Genomic DNA, 19,092 nt, shown 5'->3' with positions numbered 1-19,092 from the left:
CCATGAAACGCTTTATCCCCTTTCTGAAATCGCCCCCCCGCGTTGCCGTCATCCGCCTGCAAGGGGCCATCGGCACTGGGCGCAATGGGCTGACCGACGCGGGCCTTGGGCCGCTGATCGAAAAGGCCTTTGCCAAGGGCAAGCCCAAGGCGGTGGCGCTGATCGTCAATTCTCCCGGCGGTTCCGCCGCGCAATCCAGCCTGATCGCCGCCCGCATCCGCCGTCTGGCGGACGAAAAGAAAATCCCCGTTCATGCGTTCGTGGAGGATGTCGCCGCCTCGGGCGGTTACTGGCTCGCCTGCGCGGCGGATGAGATTTGGGTGGATCCTTCGTCGATCGTCGGCTCCATTGGCGTGATCTTTGCCAGCTTCGGCTTTCCCGAACTGATGAAACGCCAAGGCATTGAACGCCGGGTGGTGACGGCAGGCCGTTCCAAATCCTTGGCCGACCCCTTTCTGCCGGAAAGGCCCGAGGATGTGGAGCGTCTGAAAACCCTGCAAGCACCAATCCATCAGGCCTTTATCGACCATGTGAAAGCCCGGCGGGGGGCAAGGCTGGCCGAGGCCGATCTGTTCAACGCCGATGTCTGGGTCGGCCCGCAGGCGGTGGAGCTGGGGCTGGTGGATGGCGTGGCCCATCTGGTGCCCAAGATGCAGGCGCTTTACGGGGCCAAGGTGCGCCTGACCGAATACACCCAGAAACGTTCCTTCTTTCAACGTTTTGGCCTGCAACTGACCCATGACCTGATGGCCGGGGTCGAGGAACGCGCCCTCTGGGCACGCTACGGTCTGTAAATGTGGAAGGCGGTCGTTCTTTTCCTGATCGTCATGGCCGTTCTGGCGATGTTCGGCAAACTGGGCTGGCTGGGCCGCACAGTCATGCCCAAAACAAAAATACCGCGCAGCCGCCCTTGCCCAGATTGCGGGCGCATTATCTCTGACAAGCAGCGCTGTGGCTGCCAGACGGGGAAAAAATGACACGCGCATTGGTGACAGGGGCGGGGCAAAGGCTGGGCCGGGCGATGGCGCTTTATCTGGCGGGGCGGGGCTATGACGTGGCCGTGCATTACGCCGGGTCGGCGGATGGTGCCGCCGAAGCCGTCGCCGAAATCCGCAGCCTAGGGCGCAAGGCAGTGGCCTTGCAGGCCGACCTGCTCGACGATGCCGAAAGCGAAACCCTCGTCGCCCGCGCCGCCGAAGGTTTGGGTGGGCCGCTGACGGTTCTGATCAACAACGCCTCGATCTTTGAATATGACAACATCCAGACCGCCACCCGCCGCAGTTGGGATCGCCATATGCAATCCAACCTCCGCGCCCCCTTTATCTTGACCCAGACCTTCGCCGCCCAATGCCCTGCCCCCTTGGACGATCACGGCGAACCGATTGCCCAAGGCCTCATCCTCAACATGATCGACCAGCGCGTCCGCAAGCTGACGCCCGAATTCATGACCTATACCCTCGCCAAGATGGGCCTCTGGGCGCTGACCCAAACCGCCGCCCAGGCCCTCGCCCCCCAGATTCGCGTCAACGCCATCGGCCCCGGCCCCACCCTTCGCGGCGCCCGCCAGACCGAATCCCACTTCGCCCGCCAACGCGCCGCCACCATCCTTCAACGCGGCTCCAACCCCGCCGACATCTGCGCCGCCCTTGGCTATTTCCTCGACGCCCCCGCCGTCACCGGCCAGCTTCTCTGCGTCGATGGCGGCCAGCATCTGGCCTGGCAAACCCCCGATATACTCGGCGTTGAGTGACCCACCCCCGCAACTTGTCCACTTTGCGCAATCCCATGACACATTCGTAACAAATTCGTTTTGTTTTCATATATTTGCCCGATGTCTGAAAATTTTCACCACAATATCAACCCCTTACAAAATCGCCCAAAAAACAGGCAAGTCACGGAAACAGGCCCGAAACAAGGGAAATTTGCCCCTCCCAAAGCCTTCTCCTCAAACTTATCCACAGAAACCGTGGACAGCTTTCCTCTTGCCCCCGGTCCTGTATCATTGCAGCCCCAGCCCAGAATCGCCGCCCAAGGAAACGCCCGTTGTCAGACGCCCCCGCCCTCACCGGCCATGACCTGATCCAGGACTACCTCCGCACCCTTGACGCCTCCCCCGGCGTCTACCGCATGCTCAATGCCAAGGGCGAAGTCCTTTACGTCGGCAAGGCCCGCAACCTGCGCGCCCGCGTCACCAATTATGCCCGCCCCTCCGGCCATTCCGGCCGCATCGCCCGCATGATCTTTGAAACCGCTTCCATGATGTTCCTCACCACCCGCACGGAACTGGAGGCGCTCCTTCTCGAACAGAACCTCATCAAGCAACTCAAACCCCGCTACAACGTCCTCCTCCGCGACGACAAATCCTTCCCCAACATCCTCATCTCCTCGGAACACCCCTTTCCCCAGCTGAAAAAACACCGCGGCAAGAAGACCGAAAAGGGTTCCTACTTCGGCCCCTTCGCCAGTGCCGGGGCTGTCAACCGCACCCTCAACCAGCTGCAAAAGGTCTTCCTCCTCCGCAACTGTTCCGACTCCATGTTCGACAGCCGCACCCGCCCCTGCCTTCAGTTCCAGATCAAGCGCTGTTCCGCCCCCTGCGTGGCCCGCATCGACGCCCCCGCCTATGCCGCCCTTGTCGCCGATGCCTCCCTCTTCCTTCAGGGCAAGACCACCCATGTCCAACAGGAACTCGCCGCCCAGATGCAGGCCGCCAGCGCCGACCTGCAATTTGAACGCGCCGCCGCCCTGCGCGACCGCATCAAGGCCCTCACCCAAGTACAATCCACCCAAGGCATCAACCCGGCAGGAGTCCCCGAGGCGGATGTCATCGCCCTCCACCTCGACTCCGGCCAGGCCTGCGTTCAGGTCTTTTTCATCCGCGCCAATCAAAGCTGGGGCAACCGCGACTTCTACCCCAAGACCGGCGCAGGGGCCGAGGCCCCCGAAATCATGCAGGCCTTCCTCACCCAATTCTACGACGACAAGGAGCCCCCTCGCCTTGTCCTCCTCTCCCACCCCCCCGAAGACCTTGACCTCGTCACCGCCGCCCTTTCCGAACGCGCGGGCCGTAAGGTCGAACTCGCCATCCCCCAGCGCGGCGAAAAGGCCGAGCTTCTGGAAAACGCCGCCCGCAACGCCCGCGAAAGCCTTGCCCGCCGCATGGCCGAAAGCTCCACCCAGAACCGCCTCCTCCAGGGTCTCGCCGAGGCTTTCGACCTCGACGCCCCCCCGAAAAGGATCGAGGTTTACGACAACTCCCACATCCAAGGCACCAACGCCGTCGGCGGCATGATCGTCGCCGGGGCCGAAGGCTTCCTCAAAAGCCAGTATCGCAAGTTCAACATCAAATCCGACGCCGGGGCCAATTCCGACGATTTCGGCATGATGAAAGAGGTTCTCACCCGCCGCTTTGAACGCCTTCTGAAAGAAGATCCCGACCGCAAGGGCGACACTTGGCCCGACCTTCTGCTGATCGACGGCGGCGCGGGGCAGGTCTCCGCCGTCGCCTCCATCATGGCCGAACTGGGGGTCGAGGATATCGCCATGGTCGGCGTCGCCAAAGGCGTGGACCGCGACCACGGCAAGGAAGAATTTTATCGGGTCGGCGAACGCCCCTTCGCCCTGCAAAGAAACGACCCTGTGCTGTATTTCATCCAGCGCCTAAGGGATGAGGCCCACCGCTGGGCCATCGGCGCCCACCGGGCGAAACGCGCCAAGGCCATCGGGGCCACCCCCCTGGACGACGTGCCGGGGGTCGGCGCGGCGCGAAAGCGGGCGCTGCTGGCGCATTTTGGGTCCGCGAAGGCCGTGGCGCGGGCGGGGCTAGAGGATTTGCAGGCGGTAGAGGGGATTTCGGCGAAGGTGGCGGAAACGGTCTATGGGTTCTTTCATGAGCGGGGGTGAGGGGGGTACAATTACTATTGCGGAAGATTATAACCGGGCCATGAAATCAAAACCTCTGGCCGATGCTGGCGATTAATTTCGCAGTATCAGCTTTTTTTGTGTTATCCCCTTCACGCCAATAAACTTCATCGTTGTAATATGATAACTCGGCCTGCGCAGGCACACTTATGATAATCAACCCAAGCCCATAGTAGGCATTGAAATCAATAGACGAGAGCACTTGACTTTTCAAGGGCTCGGACAAATTGGATGCAGCAATATGCTTTCTAATAATTCCGTGATAATCTTCGAGCGATATGCCCAAAGCTTTTGCCTCGCGAGCAACCCCAACCACATCGCGCCCTCCGACATTGCGAGGCTGCACACCATCTAGCTCTACGATCTTTGCAGTATGCTCAGGTTTGTCGGCCACACCAATCAAAACACGACCGACCCGGTCAGGGCCGTTATTGGCGATAGCGCATATTGTCGCGACGACTCGATTAAGTAAATCAACATTAATTTCGCGGTTTGCGTCCAGCGCAAGCACTCCCTGCTTTAACTCATAATTCGCAAGCTCCATATTCGATCGACGGATGTAATCATCGACGTCTAGCGCCTTGTGATCAGAGTAAATTTTACTTGACTGGTCTGATTTTACGAAACAGGGCGATATTATACCCTTTATCGTATTGATATTCTTCTGCCGTTCATCTGCCGCCGTAGCCCTTCTGGATGTATCAATTCTTCTAGTAAGATTTGTAAGGTTTTCCTTAATCTTTTTGAAATCTGCAATTTCAGATTTTTCCTTAATAAACATCTCATGAAACGCTATGATGATTACAGTGAAAACAGCAGGAAATGCGTTTGTGTTTCGTTCTTCGAAAATTATATTTCTAAGCTTCTCATCTTGACCGCCCGCAGAACACACTTTCTCAATTTGCTCAATGCAATAAAAAAACTCATCTGCAAATTTTTCCGCCCCGTAGACTTTTAGCGCCCCCAGCAATTGCTCCGCAGGCTCGCTATCGCGTACATAAAGGTCATCTAGAGCATCTTTTGATCTCTCTAAGACAGCGCCGGACACAATAGACGCCGCGATATCAGCGATGCACTGTTCATCCATGCTGTCTCGAAGGTCTGTTGCTCGCAATATGCCCTGCTTACACCAAAACACGCTATCGGCTTTCACATCATACCCATGCTTCATCATTGGCAAATCGATGGAAACCTCTGGCATCATACGAAGCGGCATAATCGTTGGAGATCCATCCCCCCTCAATTTAGAAGCTACCTTCCTGACAAGTTCAGAGAAATCATTCTGAATACCGGACTGACGGCGCTCTTGGTCACTTAGCCTATGACCGTAGGAGTTAATTCTGTCGAAAACATCATCGACCTCCCCGTCTGTTGCCTTGCGCATAACGGAGAATGCAAGTGAATAATCTAGTATTGCGGTCACTTCGGCCGTGGTAATGGTTGATTTAACATCTAAACTTTTGAAGTTTCCCGCCTCCAATCGAGCTTTCGCTGTTGGAAATGAAGAAATATCAAATATTCGACCATCGGTCAGCGCGAACGCCCCTTCTATAAAGGAAATGATTGCATTCAAGCGCTGCAGGCCATCAATAATCTCTAGATGTCCGGAACCGTCATCTTTCTCAGCCAGAAGAATGGCCGGAATCGGATACTTCCTGAGAATTGACTCGACGAGTTTTTGTTTTTCTTCCAGTGTCCACACAAGCTTACGCTGATATCTGCGGTTCACAAATAGACGCTCAGCTGCATGCCAGCCATATACGGATTGGATTGAGGTAGGTTGGGATGCTAGTTCAGCCAAAATTTTCATCCATTTCGTAGTTTCAAAGCCGCTACAAGACGCCGATAGCTTTATACTCGCTTAACGGGAACTTCTCCGCAATAGCATTTGACCGTTGAATCCTCAACTTTCTTGAGGAGTTTGTGTTCGGTGCTGTCTTATCACAAGCACAAGGCATGCGTAGCCGACAATCTCGTCGATAAGGTTTGTTGTAGTGAGCGTAGAAGTGTGGTGGTGCTCGCATGCACCATCCTCCCCACCCAACTCCACATGAATCCCCGCCTCCCACCGCGCAGCGTGATGTTACACCTGCGACTTACCGCCGTTTGGGGGAACCTTTTCCACCCAAGAATTCACATTCAAATTCCTGCATAACTAATCCCAATCAATCCCTTACCTCCCATTTCACGTGTGAAAACCCCTCGCCAAACCTTCCCCCTTCCCCCACCTCCCATGATCCGCTACCAATGGGGCATGACTTGGAACATACCCAACATTCTCACCACCCTGCGTCTGATCGCCGCCCCCGGTGTGGCCGTCATGTTCCTCTATTTCCACCGCCCCTGGGCCGACTGGTTCGCCCTGACCCTCTTCGTGGGGGCCGCCCTGACCGACTGGTTCGACGGCTACCTCGCCCGGCTGTGGAAACAGGAATCCAAATTCGGAACCATGCTCGACCCCATCGCCGACAAAGCGATGGTCGTGATCGCGATCATGGTCCTGACAGGCTACAACGGGATGAACCCCTGGCTGATCCTGCCCGCGACGATCATCCTCTTCCGCGAGGTTTTCGTGTCGGGCCTGCGCGAATATCTGGGCGCCTCGGCGGGGACGTTAAAGGTGACCAAGCTGGCGAAATGGAAGACCACCCTGCAAATGGTGGCCATCGGGATCCTGTTTCTGGGAACGGGTCTGGAATACCAGGCCGGCGTCGCCATGCAAGGCATGACCCCCGAACAGTATGTAGAGGCGGTGAAACAAGGCCTCGCCGACCCGATCCGCGCCTGCGGCCAACGAGACTGCGCTTCCTTCGCGAATTATATCGGGCTGATCCTGATCTGGATCGCCGCCTTGCTGACCGCCTGGACGGGGTTCGAGTATTTCGTGAAAGCCCTGCCCTTCCTGCGCGACAAACATGATTGAACTGCGCTATTTCGCCTGGGTCCGCGAACGGATCGGGCTTTCCAGCGAACATCTGGAAACCCATGCAGCGACGGTGGCGGAACTGGTGGCGGAACTGGTCAGCCGAGAGGAACGCTACGCCGCCGCCTTCGCCGACCTGAAAAGCCTGCGCGTGGCGCTGGATCAGGAATTGTCGGATTTCGACGCGCCCTTGGCAGGCGTCCGCGAAGTGGCCTTCTTCCCCCCCATGACCGGAGGCTAAGATGCGCCTTTCCGTGCAAGAGGCGGCTTTCGACGCGGGGGCAGAACTGAACAAGTTCAGCGCCGGGGCCACGGGGGCGGGGGCCGTGGTCAGCTTCACCGGCCTCGTGCGCGGCGACGCGGGGCTGACCGCGATGGAAATCGAACATTACCCCGGCATGACCGAAAAAGCGATTGCCGCGATCATGGATCAAACCCTGTCCCGCTGGTCGCTGACCGACGCGCTGGTGATCCACCGCTTCGGTCGGCTGACGGTGGGCGAGACGATCATGATGGTGGCCACCGCCAGCCCACACCGGGCCGATGCCTTTGCGGCGGCGGAATTCCTGATGGACTACCTGAAATCCCGCGCGCCTTTCTGGAAACGCGAAGAACGGTCCGGCGGAACCGCTTGGGTTGCTGCAAAAGACACTGATGAGGCCGCACTGGGGCGGTGGTCTTCTGACGGCTCGATGGAATGAGAGATCGCTTGAGCGGTCAGAAGCATTCCGTTTGAGAGGAGGGCATATGTTCACGATCATCGCAAACGGCACGGAAATTGGTTATTCCTTCTTTGAGAATGGTGATCCCCCCATGGGCGTCGCCTTTGGACAATTCATACCAAGTGCCAACTTTACGGCCTTCCTTGGAAGTACGCTTCCTAGGAAGGCGGCGGAAAATGGCATTCATGAATATGCGGAAGGAATTTCGATAGAAAGTGGACCCAACAAGCGTTTGGAATGCGCCGCGATTTCAATTGCAGAATGCAATACCGCTGGCTCTGTTGAATATGAGGTTACAGTGCTGGGCATACCGTCCTCGCTCTATGAAGAGTTTTTCCCCAAGCACTACGCAGACTATTTCGATCCGGGTTCTTAAGCGAAAATTGCCCTTCTAATCCCCCGCCAGCAGCATCACCTCGACCCGGCGGTTGCGGGTGCGGCCTTCGGGGGTTTCGTTGCTGTCCCTTGGGGCCAGATAACCCACACCCTCCGCCGCGATCCGCCCGCCTTCGGCCCCTAAAGCCATCAACGCGGCCCGCACCGAGGCGGCGCGTTTCTTCGACAAGGCAATGTTGGGGGCCAAGCTGCCCGAGGCGTCGGTATGGCCGACCAAAGCAATGCGGCGGTCAGGGTTGGCTTGCAGATAGGCCACCAGCTCGGACAAACTCGCATAATCACCGGGCGCCAGTTCGGAGGAGCCTGAGGGGAACACCAGATCGTCCAAGGCCTGCGCCCCGCCGGTCTCTAATTGACTACCCAAAGTCCCCGCGACGGGGGTGATAGGGCGGAGCGGCGCGATGGTTTCGGGGGTCGTCAGATCGGGGATCTCTTCCACCTCGGGCAGGGCTCCGGCGGGGGTCAGCAGAATTCTTTGAACAAACCCTGACTCGGTCGAGCGGCTGATTAACAGGCTGAGATATTCCGCACCTTCGCCCCCCATACGCCGTGCCGACAGAAAACGAAAATCAGTCAGATCGACATGCATGTCCGGTTCGGGCAGAACATCGGTGCCATAGCGGAAATCGAACCCCCCGCAGCTTTCGGTTTCGCATTCGAACAGGATGTCCCAACCCTCGGCCCGCAACTGGTCCCGCATGGGGGCAAGCAGCGAAAGGGTCGAAAGGCCGGGCGTGGCCAGACGCCAACTGGTCTGATCAAAGGCCCCTTCCAGCGGTTCGTGCGGCAGGCCTTCGGCGCCATAGGGGCCGATGGGCAGGCGATAGCTGGTCAGTGGTTCCTGAAATGACCCGGTCTGCGTCGCAGGGCCGGGAAATTTGGGGGTAAAGGCCAGCGCAGGCGTGGCCATCATCAAGGTCAGTGCGGAAAGGATGCGTTTCAATGCCGTGCCTCAGCCAGACCTTCGGGTGGTTTACGATAATGGTTGGCCCCGATCTCGTCCATGCCAAGCCGTGCATAAAGCTGCCGCGCCGGGCGGTTGGCGGTGGTCACCGCCAAAGCCATCTGCCGCGCGCCTTGATCCACAGCCCAGCGGGCGATGCCCTGCATCAGCCGAAGGCCAAGGCCCTGACCCCGCCGGTCAGGCGCAACAAAGACGGCATGGACCCCTGCAAAATCATCCGTCATCCCGCAAAAACCGACGGCGACGGGTTCGCCCTGATCCGCGATCCACAGCGCGGCTTTCTGGCCCTGAACCCGGCCCATCACCGCAAGGCGACCTTCGCCCACCTTGCCCAAGGCCCAAAGGCCTTGCACGGCATCGGGCACAGGCCAATCCACGTGAACCCTTTCCCCCGCCATCACAGCAGGATCGGCGGCCAGGATCACAACCGGGTCGTGCACGACAAAACCCCGCGCGGCCAAGGCCTGATCCACAGCCCTATCCGCCGCATCCAGCAGGAACAGAGGTGCCGACATCGCCGCGATCACGCCGTCCAATTCAGCCACCGCGCGCGGCCCCGCCGGGCTGGCGGCCGAAACCCTTTGTCCGCCACCAGCCCCTTGGCGCAGCCACCAATCCCCCTGCCGGTCTTTGCGCAAGGGCGGCCAGGTCGCTTCCATCCGATCCTTCAAAGTCATCCGAACAGCGCCGCGAGCTTGCTCATCGCTTGGCTGAGCTGCCCTGCATCGGTGCCCCTGATCACCAGATTGGTGCCCATCACCCCGTTTTGGGTAAAAGGGTAGCTGCCCATCGACAGGTCTGGATATTCTGCCGCCAAAGCGCCGAAGGGCGCGGCGATCTCGCCTTCCCCTCGCAGCACGCGCAGGGATTGCGACAGAAGGGGTGCGCCGCCAGTCAGGGTGGGCAGAACGCTGGCCACCATGGCCTGAAAGATGTTCGGCACGCCGGCCATCACATGCACATTGCCCAAGGTAAAGCCGGGGGCGACCGACACCGGGTTGTCGATTAGAACGGCCCCATCGGGGATACGGGCCATCCGTTTGCGAGCATCATTAAACTCGCTGCCCGATCGGGCGTAATGCGCCGCCATCAGCGCCATGGCATCGGCGCGATGGGTGATCGCCACGCCAAAGGCCGCCGCGATGGCGTCGGCGGTGATGTCGTCATGCGTGGGCCCGATGCCGCCGCTGGTGAAGACATGGTCATAGGTGGCGCGCAGGGCATTCACCGCCGCCACGATGGCCGCCTGATCATCCGATACCACCCGCGCCTCGGCCAGTTGAATGCCGTGCTGGGTCAATTCCCCCGCCAGATAATGCGTATTCGTATCGCGCGTCCGCCCGGACAGGATTTCATCGCCGATCACCAGCATGGCCGCCGTAGGATTGGTCATCATCATTCCCCTTTGCATCGGGTATAGGCCGCCAAACGGCGATTGCAACGGCCCCCACTGGCGTTCGGGCGCAAGCTTGCCTATGTTTGCGGGCAGCAAAGGAATGACGATGGACGAGACCCGAGGACGCATCACCCGCGACGGCATCCGCGTGCATGAGGACGCGGAATTTGCCGGTATGCGCAAGGCCGGCCAGGCTGTGGCCGAGATTCTGGATCTGCTGGCCCCCTTGGTGGTGCCGGGCACGACGACCGGCGCTCTGGATGATTTCATCACCGCCGAGGTGAACCGGCTGGGGCTGACCTCGGCCACCATCGGCTATAAGGGCTATCAGCATGCGTCCTGCATTTCGGTGAACCATGTGGTTTGCCACGGCATTCCGCACAGCAAGATTCCAGGGCGGGCGAATGATGTGCTTCTGGACGGCGATATTCTGAACATCGACGTGACGGTAATTGTGGACGGCTGGTTTGGCGACAGCAGCCGGATGTATGTGGCGGGCACGCCGAAGCCCTTCGCGAAACGTTTGATCCAAGTGACGCATGACGCGCTGATGAAGGGGATCGAGGTGGTGCGTCCGGGGAATACCTTTGGCGACATCGGCCATGCGATCCAGACTTACGTCGAGGCGCAACGGATGAGCGTGGTGCGCGATTTCTGCGGGCATGGTCTGGGGCGGGTGTTCCACGCGCCGCCGAATGTCTTGCACTATGGGCGGGCGGGCAGCGGGGCAGTGCTTGAGGAAGGCATGTTCTTCACCATCGAGCCGATGGTGAACATGGGTCGGCCCGAAACAAAGGTGCTGTCGGACGATTGGACGGCGATCACGCGGGACAAATCGCTTTCGGCGCAGTTCGAACATTCCATCGGGGTGACGGCGACCGGGGCAGAGATTTTCACCACCTCGCCCGCCGGATTGTTCCTGACGCAGTTCGCCTAGGGCAGACGCACCACCAGTTCGACCTCTAGCAGCAATTCCGGTGTGGCCAAGGCGGCGACGCCGATGCCGGTGAGGCTGGGTTGGGCACCATCAAAGATCTGCGCCAGATGGGGCATGACTTCGCCAATCTTGGCGGGGGTCATATCCACCATATAGGCGCGGACCATCACGATATCTTGGCCCGTGGCATTCAGTGCCTGTAAAGCGGCGCGGAGGTTTTGGGCGACGATCCGGGCCTGTCCTTGCAGATCAGTGGCCACTGCGCCGCCGTCGCGGGTCCAAGCGACTTGGCCCGAGACAAAGGCCAGCCGTCCGGGTTCGACAATGCTGATCTGGGAATAACCGGAATTGCCCGCGTCGGGCAGGCTTGCGGGGTTCATGCGGGTGATGGGGGTCATGGCTTGTCCTTTCGTATGACAGGGTTGATATAAGGCGCTGATTAACGATTGAACTTCGTCACATTGGCGACAAAAGGATACGAATGCCAAGCGCCCCTTTGAACGAGATTCAGGTTTTCGTCGCCGTGGTCGAAAAGGCCAGCTTTGTGGCGGGCGGGCGGCGGCTGGGCCTATCGCGTTCCGCTGCGGGCAAGGCCGTCGCACGGCTGGAGGAGCATCTGGGCGTGCGCCTTTTGCACCGCACCACGCGAGCGGTCAGTCTGACGGATGAGGGGCGGGTGTTTCTGGACCATGCGCAGGGCATTCTGTCGGCGGTCGAACAGGCCGAGGCGAGTGTCAGCCGCGCCAAGGCCCGACCAAGGGGCGTGCTGCGGCTGACACTGCCGGACGGTCTGGGCCGGATGCTGATCCTGCCCTTGGTGCAGCGCTATCTGGCGGATTGGCCCGAGGTGCAGGTGGAAATCAGCCTGGCTGACCGCTTGGCCGATCTGGTGGACGAAGGCTTTGATCTGGCCCTGCGTGTCGGGGTGACCACCGCCGATACCGGACTGGTGGCGCGGGTGGTGACGCGCCTGCCGGTGGTTCTTTGCGCCGCGCCGGGCTATTTGGCGCAAAGGGGCATCCCCGAAACGCTGACGGATCTGGCCCGACATGACGGTTTGATCTTTTCCAGTCGCGGCCAAAGGCAGATCTGGCGCTTTGCCGACGGGCAAAAGGTGGCGCTGCCCAGTCGCCTGCGGATGGACAGTGCCGAAGCCTTGCGCGCCGCCGCCTTGGCCGACATGGGAATTGCACAACTGCCCAAAGCCCTGATCGAACGCGATCTTGCGCGGGGCGATCTGGTGGTGCTGCTGCCCGACGCCACCAAGGCTGAGGTGAACCTTGTGGCGCTTTATCCCGAGAAACGGTTGCTGGAACCGCGGGTCCGCCGCTTTATCGACCTGCTGGCGACCCAACTGCCTTAGAAGATGATGATGTCGTCATAGGTCATGGCATCGCCCTGGACCAAGGCCACCATCACGGCCTTGGTGGCACCCTTGCCATCGGCGTCGAACCACAGCTTTTTCGTCGTGGTGTCATAGATGAACCGATCATTGGCATCGACCGCATTCGCCCCAGCCTTGGCACGGAACTGGCTGGGATCCAGCAAGCCATCCACAAGACCACCGCCGAAATTGGAGTTGATGTAGATCTGGTCAACGCCCAGAACCGGGCCCGAGGACCAATCGGTGATCACATCGCCAATGTCCTTGATCGAAGCAAAAACGAAATCGTCCAGCCCCGCCCCACCCGTCAGCGTGTCACGTCCCGTGCCGCCATAAATCCGATCATTGCCTTCGTCGCCATTGATCCGATCCGCCCCACCAAAGCCGCGCAGATCGTCGGCGAACGCCCCACCGCCTAGCCGGTCGTTGCCCTTGGCCGACCCGAAAATCCGCTCGATGCTGACAAAGGTGTCGCCCTTTGCCCCGCCTGCATTGGCAAAATCGCCATCCATCGACACAACGACTGAGGCGTATTTGCGATAGTCGAGCGTGTCGAGACCATTGCCGCCATGCATCGCATCGGCCCCTTTGCCCAGAACAATGCGGTCATTGCCTTCGCCCCCATTGATCAGGCCGTTCACCCGGCCCTGGAAGCCATCATAGACATCATTGCCATCATCCAGCTGAATGCGCCCCACCATCCGCCCGGTATTGCGGATCAGATCGCGGCCTGAATCGCCGTCATAGACGTCCATCCCGCTGGACCGGATGTCGCCGCTGTTCACCAATCGAATGTTCGCCGGGCCTTCCAAACTGATCGAAGCGTCGCCGGTTGTGATCTGCCCGGAATTGATGATCCGGCAAAGCGCGATGCCGTCGGCCTGCACATTGATCCCATAACGCCCTCCAATCATCGTTCCGGCATTGGTGATGGTCCAACCTTCGCCATCGATACGAACGGCGTCATTGCCGCCCTGGACGCGCCCCCCGGCTTTGATGGTGATGCTTTGATTGTAACCGCTGTCCAGAAGGTCAATGCCATCCAAGGCACCGCGAACATATCCGGCGACGGTGATGGATTGATTGAAGCCTTCGGCCCAGATGGCATCCCAATCTGTGGACCTAATCTGGATATCGGCCTTTATGATCAGATCGTCGGATTGATCACCCAGATTGATACGCACACCGAGGCCGACGGAGGATTTCTGGGGAATACGGACCATGATCATACCTGTCTGAAAAGATTAAAGCGAAAGAGATGGCCCTGCATAGCAGGCCCAGCCCTTTCGCCAAAATCAATTCTTCAGGCCAATCACACCCCTTGCGCCACCCGTTTGGCCCCGGTCCAGCAGCCAGTGGTCCAGCAAAACACAGGCCATCATCGCCTCAGCCACCGGCACGGCACGGATGCCGACACAGGGGTCGTGGCGGCCTTTGGTGATCAGATCGACCTCTTCACCACGGGCATTAATCGTCTGGCGGGGGGTCAGGATGGACGATGTGGGTTTGACCGCAAAGCGCACCACCACCGGCTGGCCGCTGGAAATGCCGCCCAGAATACCGCCAGCGTGGTTCGACAGAAACTCCGGCCCATTCGGCCCCATGCGGATTTCATCGGCGTTTTCGACGCCGGTCAGCATCGCGGCGGCCATGCCATCACCAATTTCCACCGCCTTGACCGCGTTGATCGACATCATCGCGCTGGCCAGATCGCTGTCGATCTTGCCATAGATGGGCGCGCCAAGACCGGCAGGGACGCCTTCGGCGATGACCTCGATCACAGCCCCCACCGAATTGTGGTTCAGGCGCAGATCGTCCAGATAGGCCGCCCATTCCGGCACGGCCAGCGGGTCCGGGCACCAGAAGGGATTGTCGCCAAGGGTCCCCAGATCGACGCGGGAACGGTCAATGCCCTTGGTTCCCATCTGCACCATATAGCCTGTGATCCGCAGCCCCGGCAGAACCTGCGCCAGCACGGCCCGCGCCACACCGCCCGCCGCCACCCGCGCCGCCGTTTCGCGGGCCGAGGAACGTCCGCCGCCGCGATAGTCGCGATGGGCGTATTTCTGGTGATAGGTGATGTCGGCATGGCCGGGGCGGAAGCTTTGGGCAATGTCGCCGTAATCTTTCGACCGTTGGTCGGTGTTTTCGATCATCAGCTGAATCGGGGTTCCGGTCGTCTTGCCCTCAAACACGCCCGACAGAATCCGAACCTCATCCGGTTCTTTCCGCTGGGTGGTGAATTTCGAGGTGCCGGGCTTGCGGGCGTCGAGCCAGGGCTGAAGATCCGCCTCGGAAAGCGCGACACCGGGGGGGCAGCCGTCAACAGTGCAGCCAAGGGCCGGGCCATGGCTTTCGCCCCAAGTCGTGACGCGGAACAGATGTCCAAAGGTGTTCAGGCTCATGGCGGTCTCCCTTGCGCCCTGAATAGGGGAAGGGACGGATCGCGAAAAGGCCTATTCCATTGACTGAAGCCGGGTTGCAGGTAAGTTGCAAAAAACTCTAGCGTGTAAAATTGCCGATCAAATTCCCTCCTGCGAGAAAATCTATCCTGATTTGTGATTTCAACATGGGTGGGTTTCAACCGCCCGAGATGGTTAAGCGTAGGCCCGTTGTGGTGCTGGTTGGGCGTCTGCCACATCGGGCAAATCTGGCGACAGTGGTGCCATTAAGTGGGACACCGCCCAACCATCGGGGCTGCGATTATCAATGCCCGCTGATTTTTGGAAACCTTGCTGCCACCACCCTTCGACAGCCAGTTGGAATGGTGGGCCAAAGCAGATCTGGTGACCAGCGTATCCTATACTAGGCTTGATCTGTTTCGATCAGCGCGTCTGGCCGATGGTCGGCGCAAGTACATTTCGCCAAAGATTTCGGAAACACAGTTCAGCGATATTCGGGCTGCTGTCCTGCGGGGCCTGCGGTTTGATCGTTGACTTTTTGGCAAGGAATTCCCATCTATCTTGTGATTGCTCGGGCGTTTCGGCGCAGGCGAGCCTCAAGACCTCGCAAGAGGCGGCCGCACGCACCGCGATAACAAGCGGATGTGCGGCTTGATCTTGGCCTCTGGACCATCGGTCTAGGGGCCTCTTCATTTCAGCCTTGCGGCCCCTGCGCGGCGATATATGTTCCCCCTCACCTCGGGGTGCCCTGCAAGGGGCTGAGATGCGGCAACGCGGACCCGTTGAACCTGAACCGGTTAGAACCGGCGGAGGGAAGGTCTGGGCGCAGTAAGCCCGCCATTCTCCGCCCGTTGAAAGGAGAATGCGATGAAGACCCAATTCCTGACAGCGGGTTTCCTTGTGGCTGCAAGCGTGGCCCATGCCGAAACCCCGGTGTTGAACGTGCTGACCTATGACAGCTTCGTTTCCGAATGGGGCCCCGGGCCTGCCATTGAAAAGGCGTTCGAGGCGGAATGTGGCTGCGATCTGGTGTTTACCGGGTCGGGCGACGGGGCGGCACTGCTGGCGCGGGTGCAAATGGAGGGAGCCGGGTCGCAGGCGGATATCGTGCTGGGGCTGGACACGAACTTGACGGCGGCCGCGGCGGCGACAGAACTTTTTGCACCGCACAAGGTGGAAGGCGATTTCGAAATTCCGATGGGCTGGAGCGACCCGATCTTTGTGCCCTATGACTTTGGCTGGTTTGCGTTTGTCTATGACAAGACAAAACTGACCAATCCGCCGAAGAATTTCACCGAACTGGCGGCGTCGGATCTGAAGATCGTCATTCAAGACCCGCGTTCCTCGACCCCTGGACTGGGCTTGGTGATGTGGGTGCAGGATGCCTATGGCGAGAATGCCAGTGAGATCTGGATGGGGTTGAAAGACAACATCCTGACGGTGACGCCGGGCTGGTCCGAGGCTTACGGTCTGTTCACCAATGGTGAGGCGGATATGGTGCTGTCCTACACCACCTCGCCCACCTATCATGTCGTGGCGGAAAGCGATGACACCAAAGCCGCCGCCCTGTTCGATGAGGGGCATTACATGCAGGTGGAGGTGATGGGAAAGTTGGCGGCGACCGATCAGGATGCTTTGGCGGATCAGTTCCTGGCCTTTATGGTCAGCGATGCGGCGCAGGCGATTTTGCCGACGACGAACTGGATGTATCCGGTGCGGACGCCTGCCGCCGGTTTGGGCGCTGGCTTTGACGCAACGCCGAAGCCCTCCATTTCCCTATTGATGAAACCGGAACTGGCGATGAACCGGCAGGATTGGGCAGTCGAAGAATGGCGCAGCGTGCTGGCGCAATGACGCGGGCGGCGGCCCCGGCCTATCTGGCGGGGGCCATCCTTCTGGTCGTCGTGCTGGGGCCTTTGCCGCTGCTGCTGACGCGGGGGCAGGTCACGCTGACGGGGGCCGATTTCGCGGCTTTGCGGTTCACCGTGATGCAGGCTGGGCTCTCGGCGCTATTGTCCTGCCTGCTGGCGGTGCCCGTGGCCCGCGCCCTGCATCGGCGGCGCTTTGTGGGGCGGGGCGCGATGATTGCGCTGATGGGGGCACCCTTTCTGCTGCCGGTGATCGTCGCGGCCTTGGGGATTGTCAGCATCTGGGGGGCAAGGGGTTGGCTTGCCCGCATGGGCCTGCCGCTGCCCAGCCTATATGGCTTGCAAGGCGTTCTTTTGGCGCATGTCTTTCTGAACCTGCCCTTGGCCACGCGGATGCTGTTGCAGGGTTGGCAGGCGATTCCGGCGGAAAGGCTGCGTTTGGGCGAGTCGCTCGGCTTTGATCCTTGGGCGCGGTTTCGGCATCTGGAATGGCCCATGCTGCGGTCGGTTCTGCCGGGGGCGATGCTGGCGGTTTTTCTGGTCTGCCTGACCTCTTTCGCGATTGTCCTGACCTTGGGCGGCGGGCCAAAGGCCACCACGCTGGAATTGGCGATTTATCAAGCGGTGCGCTTTGATTTCGATCTGCCTCGCGCCGCCGCCTTGGCGCTTTTGCAGTTTGGCGTTTGTGGCCTCGCCGTCGCGGCCAGTGCCCGGCTGGTGCGGGATGCGGGTTTTGGTGCCGGGCTGGATCGCAGCCTTGCTCCCCCGGCCCCAGCGGGCTGGCGGCGGGGTTTGGACGGTTTTCTTCTTTTGCTGACCGCCGCCTTTCTGCTGCTGCCCCTGCTCGCCATCACGCTAAACGGATTGCTGGGTTTGCCCGCAATGCCCGCGCAGGTCTGGCCCGCCTTGGCCCGATCCCTGATCGTCGCGGTGACCTGCGGCATCCTGTCCACAGTGATGGCCTTGGCACTGGCCTTGGCGGTCGCCAAAGGGGCTCGCGGTTTGGAATATATGGCGATGCTGCCCTTGGCGGCGTCTTCGATGGTTCTGGGGATCGGGTTGTTTCTGGCGGTGCAGCCCTTTGTACCGCCTGCCGCCTTGGGCTTGCCCGTCACACTTTTGGTGAACATCGTGCTGGCCCTGCCCTATGCCTTTCGCCTGATCCTGCCCGAGGCGCGCGCCTTGCAGGCCGACTATGGCCGTCTGGCCGAGGCGCTGGATATGCGCGGTCTGGCACGTTTGCGTCTGCTGACCCTGCCCCATCTACGCCGCCCCTTGGGCCTGTCGGCGGGTCTGGCCGCGGCCCTCGCGATGGGCGATCTGGGGGCGATTGCGCTGTTTGCCAGCGACGGTGGCGCGACGCTGCCTTTGCTGATCCAGCGGCTGATGGGGGCCTACCGGATGGAAGCGGCGGCGGGCGCGGCCTTGGTGCTGATGGTGGCGAACTTCGGGCTGTTCTGGCTGTTTGATCGGTGGGGGCGTCATGCTGCGGTTTGAGGATGTGGTTCTGCAACAGGGTGATTTCACCCTGCGGGCGGATTGGCCGGTGGCATCAGGGGCCAAACTGGCCGTGATCGGCCCTTCGGGTTCGGGCAAATCAACCTTGCTGCTGGCCGTCGCGGGCTTTCTGCCCCCAATGCAGGGGCGTATCCTGTGGCAAGGGCAAGATCTGGCAGTGCTGCCGCCCGGCGCGCGCCCGGTGACGATGTTGTTTCAGGATCAGAACCTGTTCCCACATCTAACGGTGGCGCAGAACATCGGGCTGGGTCTGTCGCCCCGCCTGCGACTGACCACGCAGGATCATGATTCGATCGCCCGCGCGTTGGATCGGGTTGGGCTGCCCGAAATGGCGCAGCGTCGTCCTGGCGCTTTGTCCGGCGGCCAAATGGCACGGGTTGCCTTGGCGCGCGCCCTGCTGCGTGCAAGGCCCATCCTGCTGCTGGATGAACCTTTTTCCGCCCTGGGCCCCGCCCTAAAGGACGAGATGCTGGATTTGGTGACCGGGGTTGCCCAAGACACGGGCGCCTTGGTGATGATGGTCAGCCACGACCCCGGCGATGCGCAGCGCTTTGCCGATCAGACTGTCTTGGTGGCCGACGGAATCGCCTGCACACCCACGCCGACCAGCGATCTTTTTGCCAATCCACCGCCCGCCTTGCGCACCTATCTGGGAAGTTGA

The 19,092-nt window shown here is 60.3% G+C and carries 22 protein-coding genes and 1 riboswitch; of the genes, 15 read left to right on the top strand and 7 right to left on the bottom strand.

Translation table 11 applies throughout. The features are described from left to right. Positions 1-2: 2 nt before the first annotated feature. The 4 genes from IE095_RS09690 (at position 3) to uvrC (ending at position 3,903) form a co-directional block, all read left to right on the top strand. Positions 3-794, top strand: coding sequence for a S49 family peptidase (locus tag IE095_RS09690; RefSeq protein WP_189411448.1), 792 nt, complete (start codon positions 3-5; stop codon positions 792-794). After that, a complete protein-coding gene (locus IE095_RS09685; RefSeq protein ID WP_189411447.1) occupies positions 795-977 on the top strand; it encodes a hypothetical protein in 183 nt (60 codons plus the stop codon). Next, on the top strand, positions 974-1,750 hold the full coding sequence (locus IE095_RS09680) for an SDR family oxidoreductase (protein ID WP_189411446.1): 777 nt from the start codon (positions 974-976) through the stop codon (positions 1,748-1,750). Before IE095_RS09685 ends, IE095_RS09680 begins: the two co-directional genes overlap by 4 nt. 293 nt (positions 1,751-2,043) lie before the next feature. Continuing rightward, positions 2,044-3,903: an excinuclease ABC subunit UvrC gene (gene uvrC, locus IE095_RS09675; RefSeq protein WP_189411445.1), complete on the top strand. Its 1,860-nt coding sequence runs from the start codon at positions 2,044-2,046 to the stop codon at positions 3,901-3,903. A 46-nt stretch (positions 3,904-3,949) separates the two neighbouring features. On the opposite strand, the gene IE095_RS09670 is transcribed toward uvrC, so the two are convergent. Then, positions 3,950-5,731, bottom strand: a complete 1,782-nt coding sequence (locus IE095_RS09670; protein ID WP_229804679.1) for a DUF262 domain-containing protein — start codon at positions 5,729-5,731, stop codon at positions 3,950-3,952. 444 nt (positions 5,732-6,175) lie between these two features. On the opposite strand from IE095_RS09670, the gene pgsA reads away from it, so the two are divergent. From pgsA to IE095_RS09650, 4 genes are read left to right on the top strand one after another with little or no spacing between them, the layout of a single operon-like run. After that, positions 6,176-6,844, top strand: a complete 669-nt coding sequence (gene pgsA / locus IE095_RS09665; protein WP_189411592.1) for a CDP-diacylglycerol--glycerol-3-phosphate 3-phosphatidyltransferase — start codon at positions 6,176-6,178, stop codon at positions 6,842-6,844. After that, entirely contained in the window at positions 6,837-7,085 is a 249-nt protein-coding gene (gene moaD, locus IE095_RS09660) for a molybdopterin converting factor subunit 1 (protein ID WP_189411444.1), read from the top strand. The genes pgsA and moaD overlap by 8 nt, the downstream gene beginning before the upstream one ends. Before the next feature lies 1 nt (position 7,086). Continuing rightward, positions 7,087-7,545 (top strand): molybdenum cofactor biosynthesis protein MoaE, encoded by a 459-nt coding sequence (locus IE095_RS09655; protein ID WP_189411443.1) that lies wholly within the window; start codon positions 7,087-7,089, stop codon positions 7,543-7,545. 46 nt (positions 7,546-7,591) lie between these two features. Further along, positions 7,592-7,942: a hypothetical protein gene (locus IE095_RS09650; protein WP_189411442.1), complete on the top strand. Its 351-nt coding sequence runs from the start codon at positions 7,592-7,594 to the stop codon at positions 7,940-7,942. A gap of 15 nt (positions 7,943-7,957) precedes the next feature. On the opposite strand, the gene IE095_RS09645 is transcribed toward IE095_RS09650, so the two are convergent. The 3 genes from IE095_RS09645 to IE095_RS09635 are packed head-to-tail and all read right to left on the bottom strand — an operon-like array spanning position 7,958 to position 10,322. Then, positions 7,958-8,905 (bottom strand): OmpA family protein, encoded by a 948-nt coding sequence (locus IE095_RS09645; protein WP_189411441.1) that lies wholly within the window; start codon positions 8,903-8,905, stop codon positions 7,958-7,960. Next, on the bottom strand, positions 8,902-9,585 hold the full coding sequence (locus IE095_RS09640; RefSeq protein ID WP_189411440.1) for a GNAT family N-acetyltransferase: 684 nt from the start codon (positions 9,583-9,585) through the stop codon (positions 8,902-8,904). Before IE095_RS09640 ends, IE095_RS09645 begins: the two co-directional genes overlap by 4 nt. A 14-nt stretch (positions 9,586-9,599) precedes the next feature. Beyond that, a complete protein-coding gene (locus IE095_RS09635) occupies positions 9,600-10,322 on the bottom strand; it encodes a competence/damage-inducible protein A (protein WP_189411439.1) in 723 nt (240 codons plus the stop codon). A 106-nt stretch (positions 10,323-10,428) separates the two neighbouring features. Between IE095_RS09635 and map the strand changes: the two genes are divergently transcribed. Next, positions 10,429-11,259 (top strand): type I methionyl aminopeptidase, encoded by an 831-nt coding sequence (gene map, locus IE095_RS09630; RefSeq protein ID WP_189411438.1) that lies wholly within the window; start codon positions 10,429-10,431, stop codon positions 11,257-11,259. Here map and IE095_RS09625 read toward each other — a convergent pair. Further along, positions 11,256-11,657 (bottom strand): RidA family protein, encoded by a 402-nt coding sequence (locus IE095_RS09625; RefSeq protein ID WP_189411437.1) that lies wholly within the window; start codon positions 11,655-11,657, stop codon positions 11,256-11,258. The two genes, map and IE095_RS09625, sit on opposite strands and share 4 nt — an antisense overlap. Before the next feature lie 83 nt (positions 11,658-11,740). Here IE095_RS09625 and IE095_RS09620 point away from each other — a divergent pair, with 83 nt between their 5' ends. Continuing rightward, positions 11,741-12,622, top strand: a complete 882-nt coding sequence (locus IE095_RS09620) for a LysR family transcriptional regulator (RefSeq protein ID WP_189411436.1) — start codon at positions 11,741-11,743, stop codon at positions 12,620-12,622. Here IE095_RS09620 and IE095_RS09615 read toward each other — a convergent pair. Beyond that, complete coding sequence (locus IE095_RS09615) at positions 12,619-13,866, bottom strand: calcium-binding protein (protein ID WP_189411435.1); 1,248 nt, start codon at positions 13,864-13,866, stop codon at positions 12,619-12,621. The two genes, IE095_RS09620 and IE095_RS09615, sit on opposite strands and share 4 nt — an antisense overlap. Before the next feature lie 72 nt (positions 13,867-13,938). After that, positions 13,939-15,048 carry a chorismate synthase gene (aroC, locus tag IE095_RS09610; protein WP_189411434.1) on the bottom strand — a complete coding sequence of 370 codons (1,110 nt, stop codon included), beginning with the start codon at positions 15,046-15,048 and terminating at the stop codon, positions 13,939-13,941. Between the two features lie 110 nt (positions 15,049-15,158). Between aroC and IE095_RS18730 the strand changes: the two genes are divergently transcribed. From IE095_RS18730 to IE095_RS09585, 5 genes are all read left to right on the top strand, one after another. Then, positions 15,159-15,452, top strand: a complete 294-nt coding sequence (locus IE095_RS18730; protein WP_189411433.1) for a type II toxin-antitoxin system PemK/MazF family toxin — start codon at positions 15,159-15,161, stop codon at positions 15,450-15,452. Continuing rightward, positions 15,376-15,579 (top strand): hypothetical protein, encoded by a 204-nt coding sequence (locus tag IE095_RS09600; RefSeq protein ID WP_189411606.1) that lies wholly within the window; start codon positions 15,376-15,378, stop codon positions 15,577-15,579. The genes IE095_RS18730 and IE095_RS09600 overlap by 77 nt, the downstream gene beginning before the upstream one ends. A gap of 195 nt (positions 15,580-15,774) precedes the next feature. Next, positions 15,775-15,877: riboswitch (TPP riboswitch) on the top strand. Between the two features lie 35 nt (positions 15,878-15,912). Next, entirely contained in the window at positions 15,913-16,899 is a 987-nt protein-coding gene (gene thiB, locus IE095_RS09595) for a thiamine ABC transporter substrate binding subunit (RefSeq protein ID WP_189411432.1), read from the top strand. Then, positions 16,875-18,410, top strand: a complete 1,536-nt coding sequence (locus tag IE095_RS09590) for an ABC transporter permease family protein (RefSeq protein ID WP_189411431.1) — start codon at positions 16,875-16,877, stop codon at positions 18,408-18,410. Before thiB ends, IE095_RS09590 begins: the two co-directional genes overlap by 25 nt. Continuing rightward, the gene (locus IE095_RS09585; protein WP_189411430.1) at positions 18,397-19,092 is read left to right on the top strand and encodes a thiamine ABC transporter ATP-binding protein; all 696 of its coding nucleotides are present in this window, start codon (positions 18,397-18,399) and stop codon (positions 19,090-19,092) included. The genes IE095_RS09590 and IE095_RS09585 overlap by 14 nt, the downstream gene beginning before the upstream one ends.

It is taken from the genome of Neogemmobacter tilapiae, assembly GCF_014652215.1.
GTDB classification, from domain to species: Bacteria; Pseudomonadota; Alphaproteobacteria; order Rhodobacterales; family Rhodobacteraceae; genus Neogemmobacter; species Neogemmobacter tilapiae.
This window is presented reverse-complemented; position numbering and strand designations above follow the sequence as displayed.

Excerpts from the sequence above, each read along its gene's own strand:
- map (WP_189411438.1), top strand. The coding sequence starts at position 10,429 with ATGGACGAGACCCGAGGACGCATCACCCGCGACGGCATCCGCGTGCAT.
- IE095_RS09680 (WP_189411446.1), top strand. The coding sequence starts at position 974 with ATGACACGCGCATTGGTGACAGGGGCGGGGCAAAGGCTGGGCCGGGCG.
- IE095_RS09625 (WP_189411437.1), bottom strand. The coding sequence starts at position 11,657 with ATGACCCCCATCACCCGCATGAACCCCGCAAGCCTGCCCGACGCGGGC.
- IE095_RS09640 (WP_189411440.1), bottom strand. The coding sequence starts at position 9,585 with ATGGAAGCGACCTGGCCGCCCTTGCGCAAAGACCGGCAGGGGGATTGG.
- IE095_RS09690 (WP_189411448.1), top strand. The coding sequence starts at position 3 with ATGAAACGCTTTATCCCCTTTCTGAAATCGCCCCCCCGCGTTGCCGTC.
- IE095_RS09615 (WP_189411435.1), bottom strand. The coding sequence starts at position 13,866 with ATGGTCCGTATTCCCCAGAAATCCTCCGTCGGCCTCGGTGTGCGTATC.
- thiB (WP_189411432.1), top strand. The coding sequence starts at position 15,913 with ATGAAGACCCAATTCCTGACAGCGGGTTTCCTTGTGGCTGCAAGCGTG.
- IE095_RS09620 (WP_189411436.1), top strand. The coding sequence starts at position 11,741 with ATGCCAAGCGCCCCTTTGAACGAGATTCAGGTTTTCGTCGCCGTGGTC.
- IE095_RS09590 (WP_189411431.1), top strand. The coding sequence starts at position 16,875 with ATGGCGCAGCGTGCTGGCGCAATGACGCGGGCGGCGGCCCCGGCCTAT.
- aroC (WP_189411434.1), bottom strand. The coding sequence starts at position 15,048 with ATGAGCCTGAACACCTTTGGACATCTGTTCCGCGTCACGACTTGGGGC.
- IE095_RS09685 (WP_189411447.1), top strand. The coding sequence starts at position 795 with ATGTGGAAGGCGGTCGTTCTTTTCCTGATCGTCATGGCCGTTCTGGCG.
- IE095_RS09670 (WP_229804679.1), bottom strand. The coding sequence starts at position 5,731 with ATGAAAATTTTGGCTGAACTAGCATCCCAACCTACCTCAATCCAATCC.
- IE095_RS09585 (WP_189411430.1), top strand. The coding sequence starts at position 18,397 with ATGCTGCGGTTTGAGGATGTGGTTCTGCAACAGGGTGATTTCACCCTG.
- IE095_RS09655 (WP_189411443.1), top strand. The coding sequence starts at position 7,087 with ATGCGCCTTTCCGTGCAAGAGGCGGCTTTCGACGCGGGGGCAGAACTG.
- moaD (WP_189411444.1), top strand. The coding sequence starts at position 6,837 with ATGATTGAACTGCGCTATTTCGCCTGGGTCCGCGAACGGATCGGGCTT.
- pgsA (WP_189411592.1), top strand. The coding sequence starts at position 6,176 with ATGACTTGGAACATACCCAACATTCTCACCACCCTGCGTCTGATCGCC.
- IE095_RS09635 (WP_189411439.1), bottom strand. The coding sequence starts at position 10,322 with ATGATGACCAATCCTACGGCGGCCATGCTGGTGATCGGCGATGAAATC.
- IE095_RS09650 (WP_189411442.1), top strand. The coding sequence starts at position 7,592 with ATGTTCACGATCATCGCAAACGGCACGGAAATTGGTTATTCCTTCTTT.